Origin of the sequence: Lutibacter citreus, from assembly GCF_003260195.1 — a bacterium.
Classification (GTDB): domain Bacteria; phylum Bacteroidota; class Bacteroidia; order Flavobacteriales; family Flavobacteriaceae; genus Lutibacter; species Lutibacter citreus.
The window spans coordinates 93,140-116,819 of sequence record NZ_QEIH01000008.1 but is presented as its reverse complement, the minus strand read 5'-3'; the positions used below and the strand labels follow the sequence as shown (position 1 = coordinate 116,819).

Here is a 23,680-nt window from a genome sequence, read left to right as displayed (position 1 = left end):
GAATAACAAATTATTAATAATCTCATTTTTTAATCAAACTAATTGCAAAACCTCCACCTGCCGCCAAATGGAACTTTTCTTTTAATTGTTTACTAATTTCAATAGTTCTAATATTTAAATCTGTTGGATTGTTATCCCAATGTGCTGCTTTTCCATCTTCATAAATCGTTGCTATATAAATAACACCCTCATCCAAAAAACTAAAATCAACTTCAATATCTCTAGAGTTTTCGTCTGTAATTCCTCCTACAAACCAATTATCAGTTTTACGCTCCTTGCGAGCTATGGTTACAAAATCACCTATTTCTCCATTTAAAACTTTAGTTTGTTGCCAATCTACACCAACATCTTTTATAAATTGAAGCGCAGGATTCCCCTCATAATTTTCAACTAAATCCGCTGCCATTTGTACTGGACTATAAATAACCACGTATAAAGCCAATTGCTGAGCAATAGTTGTATTTACTTGATTTTCTTTTTTCCATTTATTGAATTTAATATCAAAAATTCCTGGAGTATAATCAATTGGTCCTGCTAACATTCTTGTAAAAGCTACAATTGGCAAATGTTCTGGTGGATTTCCTCCATCAGAAGACCAAGCATTAAATTCTTGCCCTCTTAAACCTTCTCTTGAAATAGTATTCGGATACGTTCTTCTTAAACCAGTTGCTTTAATTGGTTCATGTGCATTAACTGCTACTTCATATTTTGCAGCTTTAATTACATTATTGTTGTACTGATTTACCATATACTGACCGTGATGAAACTCACCTTTTGGAATTATTTTACCAACGTAACCCGTTTTTACAGCGTGAATTCCTAAACTTTGCATTAATGCATACGCAGTATCTTGCTGTTTTTCGTATGTTTGAGTAGCTGCAGAAGTTTCATGGTGCATAATAATATCAACACCTTTTTCTCTTCCATAACGAACAACTTCTTGCAAATCATAATCTGGGTAAGGAGTTACAAAATCAAATACTCCCTCTCTATCTTCAAAACCAACCCAATGCTCCCAACCCGTGTTCCAGCCTTCAACCAAAACCGCTCCAATATTATTTTTTGCTGAAAAATCAATAAATCTCTTTGTGTTTTCTGTAGTTGCTCCGTGCTTTCCGTGAGCTTTACCCGTATCAATCCATTTTCCATCCAACTCTTCCATCCCATAATCCCACGTAGATTTCCCTAAATGCATTTCCCACCAAATACCAGTATATTTTGTTGGTTTAAACCAAGAAACATCACCTAATTTATTTGGCTCATTTAAATTTAAAATTAATTTTGAAGTAATTAAATCTTTAGCTTCATCAGTAATTTGAATGGTTCTCCAAGGTGTTTTAAAAGGAACTGTTTGTTTTACTTTGTATTTGTTATTTTTTGAACCTACCAATACACTTTTCATTTTAAAAGTTCCGGGTTCAACTTGTAAAGTCATTCCAGAGTAATCTACCAAACTAGCTTCGTGAAAACTCAAATACAATCCAGTTTCAGTTTTCATTGTAACTGGTGTATTTACCGCATTATTTGGAATTGAAGTTTGTGCTAAATTTTTATGCCCTGCCTTTGCTAACGCATCAATTTCACTAAACTTAGTTGTATTATATAAATGCTCATAAATATCCCAATCTCCTGGAATCCACCATACTTTATGATCTCCGGTTAAATTGAATATTGTATTTTCTTCATTGATTAAAACTTCTTTTAAATTCTCTTGATATGGAAATTCATATCTAAATCCAACACCGTCATCAAACACTCTAAAAACAATATTTAATTTTCTTTTTAATTCTGAAGTTTCTTGTAATTCAACCTTTAATTCATTGTAATTATTTACAACATCTATTTGCTCTCCCCAAGGCATCTGCCAAGTTTCATTAAATCCACTTGTTGAAGTATTTACAATTTTAAAATCTTTTTTTAATGAAGGTGAATTTTCTAAATCAAAACCTAAAGTTGATGGTTTTATTACCTCCTCACTTATATAATTCACCCAATAGATTGGCTCACCTATCTCTGATAATTTAAATTGAATTTGAATATTAGAATTTGGTGATTTTATAAACGTAACATTATCTCGTTTATTTGTACAAGACACAAATAGCACTATTAAAAGCACTACAATTATTTGTGTTTTTTTCATATTAGTTATGTTTTTCTAATAAGACTATAGAGTATGGTGAATTCATTTTAACCGAACCTTTATTAACAGTAACTATAGTATTAGAATAAGTATCCAATAATTCTTCTCCGTCTTTAAAAATGGCACCAACTTTTAATTCTTTTTCTCCCACTCGTACATCTAAACCTATAACAACAGCATCAGAATACATTCCTTTAGAGTATGTTCTTTGAAAAACATAAGGCTCTTGAGAAATCATTTTATGAACTCCTGCTCCAATTGCCGGATGATTACTTCTAAACTTCCCTAATTTTTGCCAATGCTTTAAAATTTCTTGTGTTTTTGGATTATTTTTAATGTCATCCCAATTCATTAACGATCGTAAGGTTGCATCTCCAGTTGTTCCTTCTACAATTAACGGACGAGCAGATTCATCACCATAATAAACTTGTGAAGTTCCAGGACATAATAATAATTTTGTAGCCGATTCATAAGGTTTTTCACGATCTTTATCAAAAGGCTGGCTATCATCGTGAGAACTAACATAATTTAATACACTAAATCCTTTTAATTCATTATTTAAAATTGAAGAATAACGCGAAAAGAGTTCTTCATAAGAGTTTTGTGCGGCATTCCATTTGAACTCAAAATTTATTTGACTTGTAAATTTATTATCAAAATAATTTACCTTTTTGTCGCCAAAATCATAATATTTACCACCTGAAATTCCATAATTATAAATTTCACCAACTAAATAGAATTGATTATCATCTAATACTTTTTTAGGATTATTCTTTTTAAATTCAGCAAAGGAAGTATCACAAACCGATTTAAAATCTTGCCAAACATCTTCTTCTGTATGCTTTACAGTATCAGCTCTAAAACCATCAATCCCAAATTCAGTTATATAATCCGACAGCCATTTCATTATATAATATTTTGGAGCTTTTGGATAACCTGTTCGTTTAAAAAAAGCATCCAATTCTTTAACCTCTTGCTCAAATCTTCCTTCCGCTTTCCATTTTTTGATTAAATCTTTTGGCAAAGGAACATCTGCTATACTTTCTGTTTTTATATCTGGAAGATTCTTAACCAGCGTACAACTTACTGTAGAATTGTAATCTTTGTAATTACATTGCGGCCCTCTTCTTACCCAACTTTTTGGATATACTGGATCTACTTTTGTTACTGGGCCTGTATGATTTATTACAGCATCTAAAATAATTCTTATCCCATTTTTATGCGCAACTTTAATTAATTTTTTTAAATCTTCCTTAGTTCCAAAATTTGGTTCTAAAGCTGTCCAATCTTTTGTCCAATAACCATGAAAACCATAAGAAACACCAGTTCCTTCATCTACAAAACCGTGTATTTGTTCAAAAATTGGAGTCATCCATATGGCATTTATTCCTAAATCATTAAAATAACCTTCTTCTATTTTCTGAATAACTCCCTGTATATCACCTCCTTTAAAGCCTCGTAATTTTGCAGCTTTCTTTACCCTATTAAAATTTACATCATTTGAAGTATTACCATTATTAAACCTATCAGTTAGCATAAAATAAATGTTGGCATTCTCCCAAACAAAAGGTGTTTTAGATTTCATAGTTGATTTATTCTTTTCTTGAACTATATTTGAGCAACTAGTTATAGAAACAAAAGCAGCGATTAAAATTAAATATTTTTTCATTCCTTAGAATTTTATTTTTATTATTTTTTCTGATAAATTATTTAATGAAACAGAAATTTTCAGTATTCCAGTTTTTTCACTCCAAGTAAAATTATAACCTTTTACTTTTTTCGGTTTTTTTGAAATATTATGAAGTATTAAGTTTATTTCTTTTGAAGAAAATTTAAAGTCCTCCCCTAATTTGGGAGCAATTTTAATAGTTATGCATTTCTTTTTTAATTCACTTTTAAATGAAATTATTTCATACAAACCATTTTCAAAAGCATTTTTAGTTTCACCATCATCATTATATAATTTGTAATCACTATTCTTAACGGTTTTATCATAATAAAAATGAAGGTCAAATTTATCCAAACTATATGTTAATGTATTTTGAATTGGTTTTATCATTGGAATAAAAGCACCTCCACGAACATACGTTGGAATTCGTTCTTCATTTAGCTGAACTAATTTTGTTTGGCCTCCTTCAATTTTATTATCTGAATAAAAATTAAACCAATTAGATCCTTTTGGAAATACTACCTTTTGCTCTTTAATTCCTGCAGAAATTACTGGACTTACCAAAAATGAATCTCCCCATAAATAGGTTTTATCAACCTCTATTAAATTTTCATCTTCAAAAAGTAAAGGACGCATTAAAGGAACTCCTTTTTGATTATTTTCAAAAGCTAAATTATAATTATAAGGCATTAAACTATAACGAAGTTCAATTGATTTTTTAGCCAATGCTTTCGTTGTCTCTTCTCTAAAAACAGGCTCAGAAGCTACTTCCTCCTGCGCATGTGGACGATAAATTGGTTGAAAAACCCCATATTGTAACCAACGTGTATACAATTCATCATCTAAATTTGCCCCTGCAAAACCACCTAAATCAGAATGCATAAATCCTAAACCTTGCATTCCCATTTGTAACGCAATTTCCATTTGAGGTTTTAATCCTCCCCAAGTTCTATTTACATCACCAGACCAAGGAATTAATCCATAACGTTGTGCTCCTGAATAACCGGCACGCATTAAAATAAATGGTCTTTTAGTTGGAAACTCCTTTGCATACCCTTCATAAATTAATTTTGCCCACTCATTCCCATAAATATTATGAACCTCATCTGCTGTTCCTGTTGCGTGCAACAAATCTGAAGGATGCACTTCTGGCTCGCCTAAATCTCCCCACCAACCTTCAACTCCATAATCAGCTAATTCTTTATAAACATTCCAAAACCAATCTTTTCCCTCTGGTTTAAAAATATCTATAAGACCTGTATTTCCAAAGTAAAAATCATAAGTGTAGGGTTTTCCTTGGTTTGTTTTCCCAAGTACATCTTCTTTAACAGCTTCCTTCCACCGGTTTGAAGTTGTTAACACAAAAGGCTCAGTAATTAAAATAGTTTTAACCCCTCTTTTAGTTAAATCGTCAACCATTTTTTTAGGGTTTGGAAATGAATCTCTATCAAATTTCAGGTTTCCCATAGTTCCTTGAATTTCTTTCCCAAACCAATACAAATCTAAAATAACTGCATCAACAGGAATTTTTTCATCTAAAAATTTATCAACAGTTGCAATAGTTTCTTTTTGTGAGTGATAGCCAAATCTACTTGAAAAATTACCCAATGCCCAACGAGGAATTAAAGGTTGAAATCCTGTTAAACTTACATAGTTTTCTACTAATTCTTCCCAGTTATCACCTGCAATAATTTGGTAAGTTTTTCTACCTGAAATTGTTTCGTAAGCAAGTGTATTTGTTTTTTTACTATCTAAATCTAAAAACCCAATTGGAGCATTGTCAAAATGAATGGCATACATTTTTGAAGAATACACCAAAGGCAAAGTAAAATTCATTAATTCTGAATGCGTTTCGTAGCCATAATGTGCTTTATTATACAATTCCAACCGATTGCCTCTTCTGTTCATTCCTAAAACCCGAGCGCCTCCGCCCATTAAAATCTCATCATTAGTTAAATTAAAATCTAATGTTTCGTATTTCTCATTTTTTGAATAACCATTTTTTTCTGAAGTCAATAAATTCCCTTCATAATAATAAAAAACTTGAAATGGTGAATGTGTTATTTTTATGGTAATATCTAACATTTTAATTTCAGTTAAATTGGAACTTTTAACAATTTCCATTTTAACTTTTTCAGGTTTTAAAACTACAGCTTTCGAGTTTGAATTAAAAGTTTCTCCATTTGGAATAAATGAAGTTTCTATAATTTCATTTCCGTATGGTTGAAATCTGTACAATCCATCATTTGTTTTTAACTCAATAAATGATTTATGCTTTGTAATACTTTCAAATTTTCTGTTTGAATTTTGAGAAAACCCAATAAAATTTATACAAAAAAATAATATAAGTAATTTAAATCTTGTCATCTAAATATATTTTATTCTAATTCTTTAATGTCATTCCTAAGCACGTAAAAATCCATAAGACTCACATTGATATTAACCTATTGAACTTGTTGATCTCTGTTTTCAGGTATAACATTTTTCTTATCATTATTATAACAACCTGAAACAAGTTCAGGTCAACGCTTTATTTTTTAATTTGAGTGTAATTGTATAATAGGTATCTGCTCTCGCAGGTATAACAATAACTACTCTTAATAAACTATAATTTTGTAGTTAAAATTGTAATTCCTTTTTTATTAATTTTTAAGGTTTTATTCCACTTAAAACTTTTTTTAGAAATAATATTTCTAACACTTTTTCCTTGTAATCCAATTTCTTTAAAACGAGTTAAATCTAACTCAATAGCCTTTTTATTTTTATTTAAAATAACAGTTACAACTTCATTTTTAAAAATTCTAAATAAAACATACACTCCATTTTCAGGTGCAAAATGAATAGTATTTCCAACATGTATTGCTTCACTATTTTTTCTATAGTTCAATACTTTTTTAAGGAAAGACTGCATTTCTTTTTGATCTTTGGTTAACCCTTTTCCTATAAAAGCATTTACTTTATCTCCTTTCCAGCCACCTGGAAAATCACTTCTAACTAAACCATGATCTCCCGGATTAGCAGTATCATTCATAAGAATTTCAGTACCATAAAATACCTGAGCAATTCTTGGCAGTGCCAATAAGTAACCCATTGCCATTTTAGTTTTGGTTAAGTCTTCTTTAAGCTCTGTAAACACCCTACTTTTATCATGGTTATCTAAAAACACCATAATATCTTGCGGAGTGGTGTAATTAAAATCATTGGCCAAACCTTCATACATTTTCACAAACCCTTCATCCCAAGACTCCTCTTCCATAAGTCCATCAATAATTGCTTTTTGCATTGGAAAATCCATAGTGGATTTTAAATTAGATTCATAACCTTCTTTATTTTGATGGCCGGTTTGCCAATACGCAACTAACAGCGGGTTGTAACTCCACTCCTCTCCAACAATTGAAAAATTAGGATATTCTTTCATAATTGCTCCAGACCAATTACTCATAAATTGTTTGTCTGAATATGGATATGTGTCTTGTCTAATTCCGCCTAAATCCAATGTTTCAACCCACCAAATACTATTTTGAATTAAATAGGTTGCAAGCAATTTATTATTCTGATTTAAATCTGGCATTGCCGAAACAAACCAACCATTATGCATTAAATCTTTATCTTTCTTTGAAGCGTATAAATCTTGATTGACTGTCCTTCTATGATTTGTAAATATTAATTCCCCTTCTTGTGATTCTTTTTGAAAATTAACCCAATCTTTTGCAGGTAAATCTCTCATCCACCAATGTTCAATTCCAATATGGTTCACAACCTGATCCATTATTAACTTTAATCCATTTTCTTTTGATTGTTTCGCTAATTCAAGATATTCTTCCATGGTTCCAAATCTTGGATCTGGTTTATATAAATCGGTAATTGCATATCCATGATAAGAGCTTTCTTTCATGTCATTTTCTAAAAGAGGAGTTGGCCAAATAGATGTGAAACCCATATCAGAAATATAATCTAAATGATCAATAATTCCTTTAATATCACCACCATGACGTGCGTAATCATCTTTTCTATTTATCTTAGTTTCTCTTAATCCTTTTACAATGTCATTTGAAGTATCTCCATTTGCAAAACGATCTGGTGTAATTAAATAAATAGCATCACTACTATTAAATCCTTTACGTAATTTTGAATCTTTTTTTCTTTCTTTCAATTCATAGTTAACACTAAAATTATTTTTTCTACCCTTCTTTTTGAAATCAATTTTAAAAGTTCCAACGTCTCCTTTTGAAACATTAATAGTTATAAAAATATAATTTTTATTTTCTGTTCTTTTAACTGTCTTTAATTCAATTTCTGAATCCTCAATTACAGGAGAGTAACTAGAAATTTCTTGACCATGAATCATTAATTCAAGTTCAGTATTTTCCATACCAACCCACCAATTTGGAGGTTCAATTCTATCTATTTTTTGGGCGTAAGAATTTAGGCCAACCATAATAATTAATATTAGTAAGCTATTAAATTTCATTATTTTTTGATTCTTTTTAAACTATAAACAGCTTGTTAGGAGGTAATAAAACTTCTTTATTATTCAGTAACATTTTAACTTCATTATCAGATTTATTAACAAATTTACATTCTGTTTGACTTTTGTAAACCTTTATAATACTTCCTCTAAAATTAATGGTAAAAGAATATGATTTCCATTCTTCTGGAATTTGTGGATTAAATGATAAAATTCCATCTTCCCATACTCGCATTCCTCCAAAACCTTGTACAACACTCATCCATGTTCCTGCCATACTTGTAATATGACAACCTTCATGAACTTCATGATTATAATCATCTAAATCCAATCGAGAAGTGCGTAAATACTGCTCGTAAGCTTTTGGCATTCTATCTATTGAGGCAGCCAAAATAGAGTGTACACAAGGAGATAATGATGATTCATGAACAGTTATAGGCTCATAAAAATCAAAATGACGTTCTAATTCTTCTTTTGAAAATCTATCTTCAAATAAGTACATTCCTTGTAAAACATCAGCTTGCTTAATATAGCAAGAACGTAAAATACGATCCCAAGACCATTTTTGATTAATTGGTCTTTCAGATTTAGGTAAATCTTTTACAGGAATAATCTCTTTATCTAAAAAGCAATCTTGTTGCAAATAAATTTGTTTTTCTTCATCAAACGGGAAATACATATTATCTGAAACTTTTAACCATTGATACGTTTCTTCAATAGTTAAATTTGTTTTATCTAAAATTCTTTTAAAATCTTCTAAATAATTATGTTTTACCTTATTTAAACAATCAACAGCATATTCAATACACCACTTTGCTAAATAATTTGTGTAAAAATTATTATTTATATTGTTTTCGTATTCATTTGGACCAGTAACTCCAAGAATTACATATTTGTCTTTTGCTGCAGAATAATTTGCTCTTTGATGCCAAAAACGTGCAATTGCAATAATTACTTCTATACCATTCTTTACTACATAATCAAAATCTTTGGTGTAATTTACATAGTTGTAAATTCCATAAACCATGGCGCCATTTCTATGAATTTCTTCAAAAGTAATTTCCCACTCGTTATGGCATTCTTCACCATTCATTGTAACCATTGGGTACAATGCAGCTCCATTTTTAAAACCTAATTTTTCAGCGTTTTCAATGGCTTTACCTAATTGGTTGTAGCGATACATTAATAGGTTTTTAGCTACACTAGCATCTTTTGTTGCCATATAAAAAGGAATACAATAAGCTTCTGTATCCCAATAAGTACTTCCTCCATACTTTTCTCCAGTAAAACCTTTTGGTCCAATATTTAAACGAGCATCAGTACCCATATAAGTTTGGTTTAACTGAAAAATATTGAAACGAATTCCCTGTTGTGCTTTTACATCTCCTTCAATTACAATATCAGCTGTTTCCCAAATTATTCCCCAAGATTTAATTTGAGTTTCTAATAATTTTTCAAAACCTAATTCTTTGGCATTTTGCACATTTGAAAGTGAAGCACTATTTAAATCTTCAATTTTATAATTTAATGAAGTTGCATAACTACCATATTTGTAAATAGTAGCAATATCACCTTTATTAACTTCAACAATATAGGTATAAGTTAACTTTTTATCTTCAACTATAGTTTTATGAGATGCTGAAATTTCTTTGTTATTTAAAGCCAACTGAATTTGCATTGCTGTACTTACATGAAATTCTGTTTTTAATGTTTTTGATTGAATACATCCACTATTTTCACCTTCAACAATTTCTAATATTTCCCAGAAAAATTCATCATAATTGGTATCTTCATTCATAATACCAGCATCAACATATGGCGAAAAAATAATTTCACCTGAAAAATTGATAGCTTTTATATGATATTCAATAGCACCCGTTTCATTAAAATCAACACTAATAAATCGTTTTGTATTTACCTCAACTTGTTCACCTGAAGATAATTCGGCAATAAAAGAACGACTTAACCAGCCTTCTTTCATATTTAATTCACGTTTAAAGTTTAAAACTTTACATGTGTTTAAATCTAATTCTGTTCCGTTAATTGAAATTTGAATTCCAATCCAATTAGGAGCATTTAGTACCTTTGCAAAATATTCTGGGTATCCATTTTTCCACCAACCAACTCGTGTTTTATCAGGATAATAAATCCCTCCAATATAACTTCCTTGAAAAGTAGCACCTGAATAATTTTCTTCAAAATTGGCTCTTTGCCCCATCGATCCATTTCCAATACTAAATAAACTTTCAGAAGCTTTTACATTCTCATCATTAAACCCTTCTTCTATGATTGACCATTCATTTGGCATTATATAATCCTTATTCATCTCATTAATTGATTAAATTTTCTAAAAAATCTTTTGTAAAACCAGTCATATCCTTAAAAACAATATCAGCTTTATTCAAGACCTCTTTATCTCCTATACCAACACAATACATATTGGCTACTTTTGCTGCTTCAACACCAGCAATTGCATCTTCAACAACAACACAATTTTCAGGTTTCATTTGCAGTTTTTTAGCTCCTATTAAAAATACTTCTGGGTCTGGCTTCGCTTTAGAAACATCATTTCCATCAACAAGAGCAGTAAATCTATTGTACAATCCTATTTTTTCTAAAATTAAAGGTGCATTTTTACTTGCAGATCCTAAAGCATATGTAATTTTATTTGCATCTAAATAATCTAATAAATCTGTTACACCTGGTAATATCTCATCAGTAGTCATTTTATTAACAAAACTTAGATACTCTGTATTCTTTTGAACAAGGTACTTTTGTTTTTCTTCTTCTGAAAGTTCTACTTTACCAATACTTAATAAAATTTCTAATGATTTTACTCGGCTAACACCTTTTAATAATTCATTATGTTCTTCAGTAAATTTAAAACCTAATTGATTTGCTAAATTTCTCCAAGCTAAAAAATGATATTTTGCCGTATCTACAATTACACCATCTAAGTCAAAAATAAATGCTATTTGTTTTTTCATTCTAATTGTTTGTTATTACATTATTATCATCAATATCTTTTACTCTAACCACTAAAGCTGCTGCTATTAATAGTGAAACACCACTAATAACTAAGGCGTAAATTGGATTATCATTGTAAACATATTTTACCATTGGCCCACCAATTAAAGCGTTTAATATTTGCGGAAGAACGATAAAAAAATTGAATATTCCCATATAAACACCCATCTTTTTTGCTGGTATTGACCCTGCTAAAATTGCATATGGCATTGCTAAAATACTAGCCCAAGCTATTCCAATTCCAAACATAGAAAGTATTAACCAATTTTCATTTGGCATAAAATAGATTGAAATTAAACCCAATCCACCAAAAACCAATGAAACTGAATGTGTCATTTTTCTACCTATTTTTTTTGCAATTGCAGGTAAAAAGAAAGCATATACAGCAGAAACTGCATTATAAATACCAAATAAAATACCAACCCAATCTCCTGCGTTTTGAAATTCAGTTCCGTGATCATCTAAAGACAAACCATAAATATGATGTGCTATTGCCGGGGTAGAAAATACCCACATTCCAAACAATCCAAACCATGAGAAAAATTGAACCGAGCTCAATTGTTTCATCGTTAAAGGCATTTTTTTAAAATCGCTAAAAATATCTAGTAAACTTGATTCTTCCTCTACAACTTCCTCTTCTTTACTAAATTGAGCCATTTCTTCAGGAGAATACTCTTTAGTTGTAAATACCGTAACTAAAATACTTATTATTAAAACAACAGCTCCAATAATAAATGATAGTAATAAATTTAAAGGAATCCCTCCAGAATCCATCTGATTTGAAACACCAAACCAATTTGTTAGCACATATGGTAACCAAGAACCAATTACAGCTCCAATTCCAATTAAAACAGTTTGTATACTAAAACCTAATGTTCTTTGATCTGAAGGTAAAATATCAGCAACCAAAGCTCTAAAAGGCTCCATAGCAACATTAAAAGAAGCATCCATTATCATTAACATTCCTGCACCTACCCATAAAGCTGGCATAAAAGCAGTAAACATATCTGCATTTGGCATTAAAACTAAACCTACTGAAGCTAGTAATGCACCCGTTAAAAAATAAGGTCTTCTTCTACCTAACCTAGTCCAAGTTCTATCACTATAATATCCAATTATTGGCTGAACTATTAAACCTGTTAAAGGAGCTACAATCCAAAACCAGGATAATTCGTGAATATCTGCTCCAAATATTTGCAATATTCTACTTGCATTTGCATTTTGAAGCGCAAACCCCATTTGAATTCCTAAGAAACCAAAACTCATGTTCCAGATATCCCAGAAACTTAGTTTCCGTTTTTCCATAAATCTTAAAATTTGATATAATAAATACAGTTCAAGGTATAATAATACTTTGATTGTTTTTGTGTGAAGTGTGAAAAAATAGTATGTGTAAAAATAATTTTACTTAACAAATATATAAATTATTTTTAAAATTTCAACAGTTTTTAGATCTGCTACTTATGTTAATATTAACATATTGCTTACTACAACCTTTGAGTAGTATTAAAAAAAATTGAATTAATTTTATTTTTTTTCAAAATTAAAGTCCAAATACCCTAAAATTTTAAGATTTTGTTGACTTTCTAATTTTTAAACTTGTTGAAATAATTTCTGTTTTAAAGCCCTGTGGCTCTTTTTGCTCAATACGATTTATTAATAATTCTGCAGCTTGCTCTCCCATTAAAAACCCATGCTGTCGAACAGAAGTTAATGGTGGTGAAGTAAATTCTGAAATTAAACCACTTGTAAAACCTATTATTGCAATATCTTCAGGCACTGAGTACCCTTTTTCTTTTGCAATAATTAAGGCATTTGCAGCATAAACTTCGTTTACAGCTAAAATAGCATCTGGCATAATTGGACTTTCAAAAACTTTTTTAATTTGATCGTATAAATTTTTTGAATCATCTATTTTATAAATAAGATCATCCTCAACAGTATATCCAGCTTGATAAAGTGCTTTTATATATCCTTCTTTTCTTAGTAAACCTACAGATACAAAATCCTTAGTTGATAATAGAGCAATCCGTTTAGAACCAGTTTCAATTAAATGCTCAGTTGCTTTACAAGCTCCTCCCATATCATCAATTATAACTTTATCACATTCAATTTCATCTACAACCCTATCAAACATTACAAAAGGAAATTCATCTTTTACAAGTCCTTTTATATGGTCATATTTCCTGCTTTCTTGAGTACCTCTTGCCAAAGAAACAATTAAACCATCAACACTTCCATTTGCCAATACATTAAAATTTAAGACTTCTTTTTCATATGATTCGTTAGAAACGCATACCATTACATTATACCCTTTATTATTTGCATAATGCTCAATACCATCAATTACCGTAGAAAAAAAGTGATGTACTATTTCAGGAATCACCACTCCTATAACAGAGGTTTTTTGACTTCTTAATTGTAACGCTAAATTATTAGGCTTATAGTTATAATAGTTTGCAAATGCCTGAATTTTACCTCTCAACTCTTCTCCTATTTCATGACTTCCTTTTAAAGCTTTTGAAACTGTTGAAATTGAAACCCCAAACTCATTGGCTATTTTTTTTAGTGTTATTCTAGTCTTCATAAATCTTAATAGTCCTTTTCACTGGCAAATATAATGCTTAAATTTAACCAAATGTTATTTTTTTAACACTCTATATCTCATTTTAACTCTATTTTACCTCCTTTTTACAATTAATTAACATTTAAAAGTTAAAAAACTTTATCTACTCTAACGTTAGAGTGAAAAAGTTACTAACACGAAAACGTTTGAGTAACTCTTAAATTGTTGTAAACACTATGATTTGGGCTTAGCTTTGTAACGTGAAAGTTTTTAAAAATAGTACAATTATTAAAACAATTTAATTATTAATTAACTTAAAATAGATGAAAAATTTTAGATTTTATTTTTTTAGTGTCATATTTCTATTTCCTGTACTAATGTTTGCACAACAAACAATAACAGGGAAAGTTACGGAAACAACGGCAGGAACTCGTTTACCTGGTGTTGGCATTATAATAAAAGGAACTACTACAGGTACTTCTACCGATTTTGACGGAAACTATAAAATAGAAAACGTTAAAACAGGAGATATTTTAGTATTCTCTTATATTGGATTTAAATCACAAGAAATATCAGTTGGAAATTCCAACATAATTGATGTAATTCTTGAGGAAAGTGCTGAAGCTTTGGAAGAAGTAATAGTAATTGGTTATGGAACCACAACTGTAAAAGACGCTACTGGATCTGTGGCTGCTGTTACTGAAGATGATTTTAACAAAGGTGCAATTGTATCAACAGATCAATTATTAACGGGTAAGGCCGCTGGTGTAAGAATCACTTCTAGTGGTGGTCAACCAGATGCAGAACCTAATATTAGAATTAGAGGAGGTTCTTCTTTATCTGGAAATAACAACCCTTTAATTGTTATTGATGGAATTCCTATTGATAATACCAATCCTGCCGGAGTAGGAAACCCATTATCTTTAATTAACCCAAATGATGTTGAAAGTTTTTCAATATTAAAAGATGCTTCTGCAACAGCTATTTATGGTTCTAGAGCTTCAAATGGAGTTATAATTATTACTACCAAAAAAGGGATCTCAGGTGGTGTTAAATTTAATTTTTCAACAAGTGCCACTTTTGGAAAAGTTGGAGATAAAATTAATGTTATGGATGGCAGTACTTTCACTAAATTCATAAATGAATATCATCCTTCTTATACTAATTTATTAGGAATAGATGATCCTTCAAATGATTTAGTAGATGATCCAACTACTAGTGAAATAGAAGGCCGTATATTATCTAATACAGATTGGCAAGACGCTATTTATAGAAATACTATTTCTTACGATCACAACTTTAGTGCTAGAGGAAGTTTATTTAATAAAGTACCTATTAGATTTTCAGCGGGATATACAAATACTGAAGGATTAGTTAAAGAAAATGATTATGAAAGATTTACATCTTCTGTTAAATTAACTCCGGTATTTTTTGAGGATCACTTAAAAGTAAATTTTAACTTCAAAGGAATTGTGTCTAAAAAAGATGCTATTGATGATGGAGGTGCTTTAGGTGGAGCAATTAATATGGATCCAACTAAACCAATTTATAATGATTCTAGTCTTTTTGGAGGTTACTACCAATCTTTAAATGCTGATTCTAGTATAGATGGACAATGGAATCCGTTAGCCATATTAATGCAAAGAACACGCCCTGAAAAAGTTAAAAAAGTTTTAGCAAATGTTGAATTAGATTATAAACTTCATTTCTTACCAGAAATGAGAGCTGTTGTAAATGTTGGGGTAGAATCTTCTGAAGCAGATATTACTGAATCTTATTCTCAAAATTCATTAGCAACTTATAAACTTAACAATAATACTAGCTCGTACATCTTTAACCCTGGTAAAAATTATGGTGAAAATCAAAGTATTGACAACCGTACTTTAGATGCTTATTTAACATATGCAAAAGATTTAGATGGAGACATTAAAAGTTTTGATGTTCAAGGGGGGTACTCTTATCAAAACTTTAAAAATGACGGAACAAAAGAAGAATATAGATATAATACTGAAACAGGTTTAAGAGAAGTACAATTTGATGCTCAAAATCCTTATAACAGATATTATAATGAATTAAACTTGCAATCTTTCTTTGGAAGAGCAAATTTAAATTTACTTGATAAATATTTATTTACAGCTTCAATAAGAGCAGATGGATCATCATTATTTAATGAAGATAATAGATGGGGAGCTTTCCCTGCAGCTGCAATGGCTTGGAAAATGGATGAAGAACAGTTTATTCAAGATTTATCCTTTATTAATACTTTAAAAATGCGTTTAGGTTGGGGTAAAACTGGTCAACAAGATATTACAGGCGCCGTAGGTTTTTATCCTTCTACTCCTCTGTTTGAAACAGGGTCTAGTACTAGTCAATACTTAGAGGGTGTTCCTCTTTACTCTGCGAAACCATTTAATGAAGATTTAACTTGGGAAAAAACAACAACGTATAACTTTGGGTTAGACTTTGATTTATTTGAAAATAGTATTTTGACTGGTAATTTTGATGTCTTTTATAGAGAAACTTCAGATTTATTAGCAGAAGTACCTATTGCTCCAGGACAAGGACTAACAGATTCATTTGTTCAAAATGTTGGTGAAACTGAAAGTAAAGGTTTTGAATTAAATTTAAACTTCAATGTCTTAAATACTGAAGATATGAACCTAGATTTTTATAGCAACGTTTCTTATGCAAGATCTGAAGTTACTAATTTAAAAGATGTTAATAGAATAACAGCTGATGACTCTGGATTACCAGTAGGAACAGGTGTTAATTTGGCTTATCATACCGTTGATCACCAACCTTATTCAGCTTGGGTATATAGACAATTATATGATAAGGCTGGAAATCCTATTCATGACGCCTTTGCAGATTTTAACGGAGATGGTTCTGTTGATAATGATGATAGATACTATGTAGCATTGAGACCAAATTGGACTTTTGGTTTTGGACTTAATTTTAATTACAAAAAATTTGATTTAAGCTCAAGTTTTAGAGGGCAATTTGGAGGTCAAGTATACAATTCTAGAAGGTTAACTTCAGGTTATGTAGACAATGCAATTCCTAACAACTCTAATAGTTTATCTAACGTATTAGATTTTTATACAGATTCAGCAGATGTTAATTTTATTGATAACAACGGTAATGTTAAGTTTTCTGATTATTACTTAGAAGATGCAACATTTTTAAGATGTGAAAATATTGTAGTTGGTTATACGATTGATACTGTAAGTGACAAAATAAATTTTAGAGTATATGGAGCACTAAACAATCCGTTTATTATAACTAATTATAGTGGTCAAGATCCTGAAAACTATAATTCAATAGATGATAATTTTTATCCTAGACCTAAGTCTTTCACATTAGGTTTAACTATGGACTTTTAATTTTAAATTATGAAAAAAATATTTTATTTATGCCTACTATTTGTAGGTGCCTTATCGGTTCAAAGTTGTCTTAATGATTTAGATACTGAACCAGTTGTTGAGCTAACCTTAGATGAATTGTTGGCTAAAGACCCTAACGCAATTGAAGGAATTACTTCTAGATTGTACGCTTCATTTGCTTTATCTGGACCTGATGGACCAGAAAGCTCAGATATAAGTGATGATGCTGGTGAATCTCCATTTTTAAGAGGGATTGTAAATTTACAAGATTTTACAGCAGATGCAATGAAAAACAGATGGGGTGATGATGGTTTAGACCAATTAACCACTACATCTAATTGGGATGAAAACAATAAATTCTTTAGATATATGTACAATAGAATTTATTATACCATTCCTCAAACAAACAATTTAATGCAAGTTTTAAATAATGTTGATTTTGAAGGTAAAACAGAAGTTTCTGCTGAAGTTAGATTTTTACGTTCTTTAGCATATTATTATCAAATAGATTGCTTTGGAAAAGGTGTATTAGCTACCGAAGAAAACATAGGTACTTCCTCTCCGCTTCCTGAATCTTCTAGATTAGAACTTTTTAATTATGTAGAATCAGAATTATTAGCAATAGAAAATGAATTGCCAACTACTAATGATTATGGTAGAGCAAATAAAAGTGTTGGAAGAATGCTTTTAGCTAAATTATATATAAATGCTGAAGTTTACACTGGAACACCAAGATATGATGACGCTGCAACTTATATTTCAAAAGTTATAGATGAAGGTGGTTACTCTCTTTCAAATGATTTTGTAAGCAATTTTTCAGGAGATAATTATTCTTCAACAGAAATTATTTTTCCTTTAATAGCCGATGCAGATATTAGCCAAAGTTATGGTAACACAACTTACATTATTAATGGAAGTTTAAGTACAGAAACAATGCCTATTAATAATTTTGGAGCAACTGACGGTTGGGGAGGTCACAGATCTTCTAAAGCCTGGTACGGTTTATTTAATAAAGTTGGTGCAGATGCAACAGACGATAGAGCTAAATTATTTTGGACTGAAGGACACGCTTATGAAATGGCCGATTATAAAAAATGGACTGATGGATATCCTTCAATAAAATTTAGAAATTCAAACTTTTCAGGAACATCAGTTGCAAGTGCATTCTCAAGTACAGATTTTCCATTATTTAGATTGGCTGACGCTTATTTAATGTATGCTGAATGCGCTGTAAGAGGAGCTGCAGGAACTGATATGGGAACTGCTTTAAATTACGTAAACAAGGTAAGAACAAGAGCTAACGCCAGTACAATTAATTCTTCAGATTTAAATTTAAATTTCTTATTAATTGAAAGAGGAAGAGAATTAAATTTAGAAGGTCACAGAAGATCTGACTTAATTAGATTTGGGAAATTTACAGGTGGAAGTTATTTATGGCCTTGGAAAGGTAACACTCTAAACGGTGCTTCAATTCCTTCAACTTATAAATTATTTCCAATTCCTTTAACAGCTTTAGAAGCAAATCCTAATTTAGAACAAAACCCTGGTTATTAATACTAAAAAAATATATCATGAAAAATAAATTAATCAATTTTGCATCATTTTTTGTCTTTGCAATAACATCATTACTAGTTACATCTTGTGACAATGATGATTTAGTACCTGAATTTACGCTTCAACCGTCATCGGAAGAAGTAACTCTATTAAATTCGTTATCTGAACAATATTTACTTTCAAAAGAAACTAAAGATAATATTGCCGAACGATTTGTTTGGAATGCTCCAAATTTTGGTGTTCAAACTGAAATAAATTATGAAGTTGAAGCTTCTGTTTCTGAGACTTTTAACTCAGTAGATTTTCATTCAGGTGAATTAGTAGCTACAAACTACGCTATAAAAGTAAGTGACTTATTAACAATGGCGCAAGATGCTCTATTATTAGATACAGATCCTTCTACAATTGGAGATGATGGAGAACCAAATAATAATGGAACAATCTATTTTAGAATTAATGCCTATGTAGGTTCTGGAGCTGGTGCAGATGCAATTAATAAGACATCAGAAATTTTCAACCTTAACATTTCATTAATTGAAGATAGTTTAACTGGAGAAGGAAGCGGTATTGAAGTTTCAACTTGGGGTATTGTAGGTTCTGGTTATAATAACTGGGGTGCTTATGCTGATGCTCCTTTTTATACAACAAGCGATTCAGATGTTTTAGTAGCTTATGCAACATTATTTGATGGTGAAATAAAATTCAGAGAAAACAACGAATGGACTAATGATTATGGTGATACAGGTGTTGATGGCGTTTTAGATGCTGGAGGTGATAATATTGCTGTAACTGCAGGTAACTATAAAGTTACTTTTAACACAAGCACGCTAGCTTACAGTATTGAGCCATTTTCTTGGGGAATTGTAGGGTCTGGATATAATGATTGGGGAGCAACACCAGATGCTAAGTTCTACTACGATTACACAACCGATACTTTTAAAGTAGGTGTTAAACTAATTGATGGAGAAATTAAATTCCGATTTAATAATGCTTGGGATACAGATTTTGGTGATTCTGGTGCTGATGGTACTTTAGATGCTGGAGGTGATAATATAGTTTCTACTAATGGTTTTTATACTGTTACATTAGACTTCAATAATAATGAATACACTATTGTTGAATCAGACATATGGGGAGTTATCGGTTCTGGTTATAATGACTGGGGTGCTACACCTGATTTTAGTTTAACAGAAGTAAATCCTGGTTTATGGGTTGGAGATATTATAAACCTTATTGATGGTGAAATTAAATTCCGTTTAAACGAAGCTTGGGATTCAGATTTTGGTGATACTGGTGCTGATGGTACTTTAGATGCTGGAGGTGATAATATAGTTTCTACTGGTGGAAGTGCTAGAATAGTACTAGATATTAATAATGGAACTTATTCAATAAACCAATAAAATAAATATTTATAGTAAATAAAAAGGCTGTTACTAATAACAGCCTTTTATCACATTAATTATTGCTGTGAACCGGTTCCTTTTATGTTTCCGGTTCATTGCATTTAGTAATCATTTAATAAATAAAAAAATGAAAAAACTATTATACATATTACTCGTTTTTTTACCAATACTTACTTTTGCTCAAGTTAGTACTGTTCCTGCACTTCCAACTGCTACAAGCGAAATTACAATAAAGTTTGACGCAACAGGTACAGGTTTAGATGGTTACACCGGAGATGTATATGCACATACGGGCATAACCGTAAATGGAGAACAATGGCAAAATGTAATTGCTGAATGGAGTGTAAACACTCCTAAAGTAAAATTAACCCGTACTTCAACCAACCAGTATGAGCTTGTAATAACACCCAATTTATATTCTTTTTATGGAGTTGCTACTTCTGAAGTAATTACAAAATTAAATTTTGTTTTCAGATCTTCTAATGGCTCTCAACAAACTTCAGACATATTTGTTCCTTTGTACGAAGAAGGTTTAAATATCACTTTTACAGAACCATCCAATGGAAGTGCATTCAATTTAAACTCAACTATAACTATTTCAGCAGAATCTTCAATAAATGCTGATTTAGAACTTTTTGTGAACGGAGAATTACAACAAACTGCTTCAAACACAAATAGTATATCAAAATCTATAATACTTTCCTCAATAGGTACGTATTTAATAAAAGCTACAGTAACTTCTGGAAGTGAAACTAAGGAAACTGAAACTTCCATTTATGTAAAAAATCCAACTCAAAACCAACCAATGCCAACTGGTGTAACAAATGGATTTAATAATAACGGAGACGGTACATTTACATTTGTACTTTTAGCTCCAAATAAAAACGATGTTTTATTAATTGGCGATTTTAACAATTGGACTATTAATGAAAACTACCAACTTTATAAAGATGGTGAATACTTCTGGATTACTCTTAACAATTTAGATACAAACACAGAATATGCCTACCAATATTTAATAGATTATACTATTAAAGTTGCCGATCCTTATTCTGAAAAAATATTAGATCCTTGGACAGACCAATATATTAAAACTGGGAATTATCCAAATCTAAAAGTATATCCTGAAGGCCTAACAACAGGTTATGTTTCAACATTTAAAATAAACGAAACATCCTATAATTGGAATATTAACAATTTTGTAAAACCAGCACAGGATAATTTAATTATTTATGAACTTTTTATAAGAGATTTTACTGAAAATGATTCTTTTACAGAAGCCTTAACTCATTTAGATTATTTAGAAACTTTAGGTGTAAATGCCATTGAACTTATGCCTATAAATGAATTTGAAGGTGCTGATAGCTGGGGATATAACCCTGCTTTATATATGGCATTGGATAAAGCTTATGGTACAAAAAATAATTTTAAAACATTTGTAGATGCTTGTCATGAACGTGGAATTGCAGTTTTAGCAGATGTTGTTTTTAATCATTCTTATAGTCAATCTCCTTTAGCTCAAATGTATTGGGATGATCTTAATAACAGACCTTCAGCAGACAATCCGTGGTACAATGAAAAAAGTAATTTTTTAAACCCTAGTGCACAATGGGGCTACGATTTTAATCATGAATCCACATATACTACTTCTTTTTTTAACAATGTTTTAGATTATTGGATGAACGAATATAAAATTGATGGTTTTAGATTCGATTTTACAAAAGGTTTTTCAAATACGCCCTACGGAACATCTAGTTGGGGAAGTGATTATGATGCATCAAGAATTGAAATATTAAAAAATTATGCAGACCATGTTTGGAGCAACAACCCAACAAACAAACCTTATGTTATTTTTGAACATTTAGCAGATAATTCCGAAGAAACAGAATTAGCTAATTACGGTATAATGCTATGGGGAAATATGAATTCTAGCTACAACCAAAACACAATGGGATATAGTTCAGATTCTGATATTTCTTGGATTTCATATAAAGAAAGAGGTTGGAACAACCCTAATGTTGTTGGGTATATGGAAAGCCATGATGAAGAAAGATTAATGTATAAAAATTTACAATATGGAAATAATAATTCCGAATATAATGTAACAGATATAACTACAGCTTTATCTAGAGAAGAAACTGCTGGAATGTTCTTTTTTACAATTCCTGGACCTAAAATGATTTGGCAATTTGGAGAATTAGGTTACGATTATTCCATAAATACTTGCGATGATGGAACAACTATTAGTGATGATTGTAGATTATTTAGAAAACCAATTAAATGGGAATATAAAAGTGATGTAAACAGAAATCATATTTATACAACTTGGGCAACCATGATTGCCTTTAAAAAACAATATCCTGAAGTATTTAACACTTCAAATTTTACTTTAAATGTAAGTGGTTTATCCAAATCAATTGTTTTAAAACACGCCTCAATGGATGTTGTTATTATTGGTAATTTTGACATTACTAGTAAATCAATTGCAACCAATTTTACAAAAACAGGAACTTGGTATGAGTATTTTACAGGAGAAGAAAATGATGTATCAAATACAACACAATCTATTACTTTAAATCCTGGAGAATATAAAATGTATACTTCTAAAAAAGTATTAGATCCTCGTGGTGGAACTTCTGCCGATGATAGCGATGGAGATGGCGTTCCTGACACCGAAGATTTATGTCCAAATACACCTTTAGGGCAAGAAGTAAACTCAACTGGATGTACATCTTTTTCTTTAGCTGCAAATAATTTTACTATTGAAGCTATTGGCGAAACTTGTCCAGATAAAAATAATGGACAAATAATTATTTCAGCAGAAGAGTCTTATAATTATACTGTTACAATAGACAACCAAAAATACAATTTAACTAATAACACAGCACTTTCTGTTGAAGATTTAGCACCCGAAACTTACGATTTCTGTATTGAAGTAGTGGGCACAACTTTTAGCCAATGTTATTCGGTTACCATTGAAGAAGGTACAGTAATTTCAGGAAAAACTAACATTAGTTCCAAAACTGCTTCAATAGAAATTACTAATGGAACAGCACCTTTTAATGTGTTTGTTAATAACAAATCCGTTTTAAACACCTATGCACCAGAATTTTCTGTTTCAGTTAAAAATGGTGATGTTGTTTCAGTTAAATCAGCAGTTACCTGCGAAGGAGTTTATTCTAAAATGATAAAATTAACTGAAGAAATAATTGGGTATCCAAATCCTACACAAGGAGCTTTTGAAATAGCATTACCAACTGCAGAGAAAAAAGTAAACATTGAAATTTACAATATTCAATCTCAATTAATTTCATCTAAAACCTACCCTGTTTTGTCTGGAAAAGTTCAACTTAATTTAGAAAATAATCCAACAGGAATATATATCGCTAAAGTTTATTTAGAAGAGCCAATCTCTTTTAAAATTGTAAAACAATAACTTTAAAAATAAATGTATTAAAGAATTACTAAAA

The 23,680-nt window shown here is 30.4% G+C and carries 12 protein-coding genes; 4 read left to right on the top strand and 8 right to left on the bottom strand.

Annotated elements, in window-relative coordinates:
- Positions 1–22: 22 nt before the first annotated feature.
- From DAD81_RS16675 to DAD81_RS16640, 8 genes are all read right to left on the bottom strand, one after another.
- A complete protein-coding gene (locus tag DAD81_RS16675; RefSeq protein ID WP_111709444.1) occupies positions 23–2,140 on the bottom strand; it encodes a glycoside hydrolase family 97 protein in 2,118 nt (705 codons plus the stop codon).
- Between the two features lies 1 nt (position 2,141).
- Entirely contained in the window at positions 2,142–3,809 is a 1,668-nt protein-coding gene (locus tag DAD81_RS16670) for an alpha-amylase family glycosyl hydrolase (protein WP_111709443.1), read from the bottom strand.
- A 3-nt stretch (positions 3,810–3,812) separates the two neighbouring features.
- On the bottom strand, positions 3,813–6,176 hold the full coding sequence (locus DAD81_RS16665) for a glycoside hydrolase family 31 protein (RefSeq protein ID WP_111709442.1): 2,364 nt from the start codon (positions 6,174–6,176) through the stop codon (positions 3,813–3,815).
- Positions 6,177–6,414: 238 nt separating this feature from the next.
- Positions 6,415–8,280 (bottom strand): glycoside hydrolase family 13 protein, encoded by a 1,866-nt coding sequence (locus DAD81_RS16660; RefSeq protein WP_111709441.1) that lies wholly within the window; start codon positions 8,278–8,280, stop codon positions 6,415–6,417.
- Positions 8,281–8,296: 16 nt separating this feature from the next.
- Positions 8,297–10,603 carry a family 65 glycosyl hydrolase domain-containing protein gene (locus DAD81_RS16655; protein ID WP_111709440.1) on the bottom strand — a complete coding sequence of 769 codons (2,307 nt, stop codon included), beginning with the start codon at positions 10,601–10,603 and terminating at the stop codon, positions 8,297–8,299.
- Between the two features lie 4 nt (positions 10,604–10,607).
- A complete protein-coding gene (gene pgmB / locus DAD81_RS16650) occupies positions 10,608–11,264 on the bottom strand; it encodes a beta-phosphoglucomutase (RefSeq protein WP_111709439.1) in 657 nt (218 codons plus the stop codon).
- Between the two features lies 1 nt (position 11,265).
- On the bottom strand, positions 11,266–12,609 hold the full coding sequence (locus DAD81_RS16645) for an MFS transporter (protein WP_111709438.1): 1,344 nt from the start codon (positions 12,607–12,609) through the stop codon (positions 11,266–11,268).
- 262 nt (positions 12,610–12,871) lie between these two features.
- Positions 12,872–13,891: a LacI family DNA-binding transcriptional regulator gene (locus DAD81_RS16640; protein ID WP_111709437.1), complete on the bottom strand. Its 1,020-nt coding sequence runs from the start codon at positions 13,889–13,891 to the stop codon at positions 12,872–12,874.
- 302 nt (positions 13,892–14,193) lie between these two features.
- On the opposite strand from DAD81_RS16640, the gene DAD81_RS16635 reads away from it, so the two are divergent.
- The 4 genes from DAD81_RS16635 (at position 14,194) to DAD81_RS16620 (ending at position 23,646) form a co-directional block, all read left to right on the top strand.
- Positions 14,194–17,253 (top strand): SusC/RagA family TonB-linked outer membrane protein, encoded by a 3,060-nt coding sequence (locus tag DAD81_RS16635; protein WP_111709436.1) that lies wholly within the window; start codon positions 14,194–14,196, stop codon positions 17,251–17,253.
- Positions 17,254–17,262: 9 nt separating this feature from the next.
- A complete protein-coding gene (locus DAD81_RS16630) occupies positions 17,263–18,807 on the top strand; it encodes a RagB/SusD family nutrient uptake outer membrane protein (protein WP_111709435.1) in 1,545 nt (514 codons plus the stop codon).
- A 17-nt stretch (positions 18,808–18,824) separates the two neighbouring features.
- Entirely contained in the window at positions 18,825–20,207 is a 1,383-nt protein-coding gene (locus DAD81_RS16625; protein ID WP_111709434.1) for a SusE domain-containing protein, read from the top strand.
- Positions 20,208–20,337: 130 nt separating this feature from the next.
- Positions 20,338–23,646 carry an alpha-amylase family glycosyl hydrolase gene (locus DAD81_RS16620; protein WP_111709433.1) on the top strand — a complete coding sequence of 1,103 codons (3,309 nt, stop codon included), beginning with the start codon at positions 20,338–20,340 and terminating at the stop codon, positions 23,644–23,646.
- Positions 23,647–23,680 lie beyond the last annotated feature (34 nt).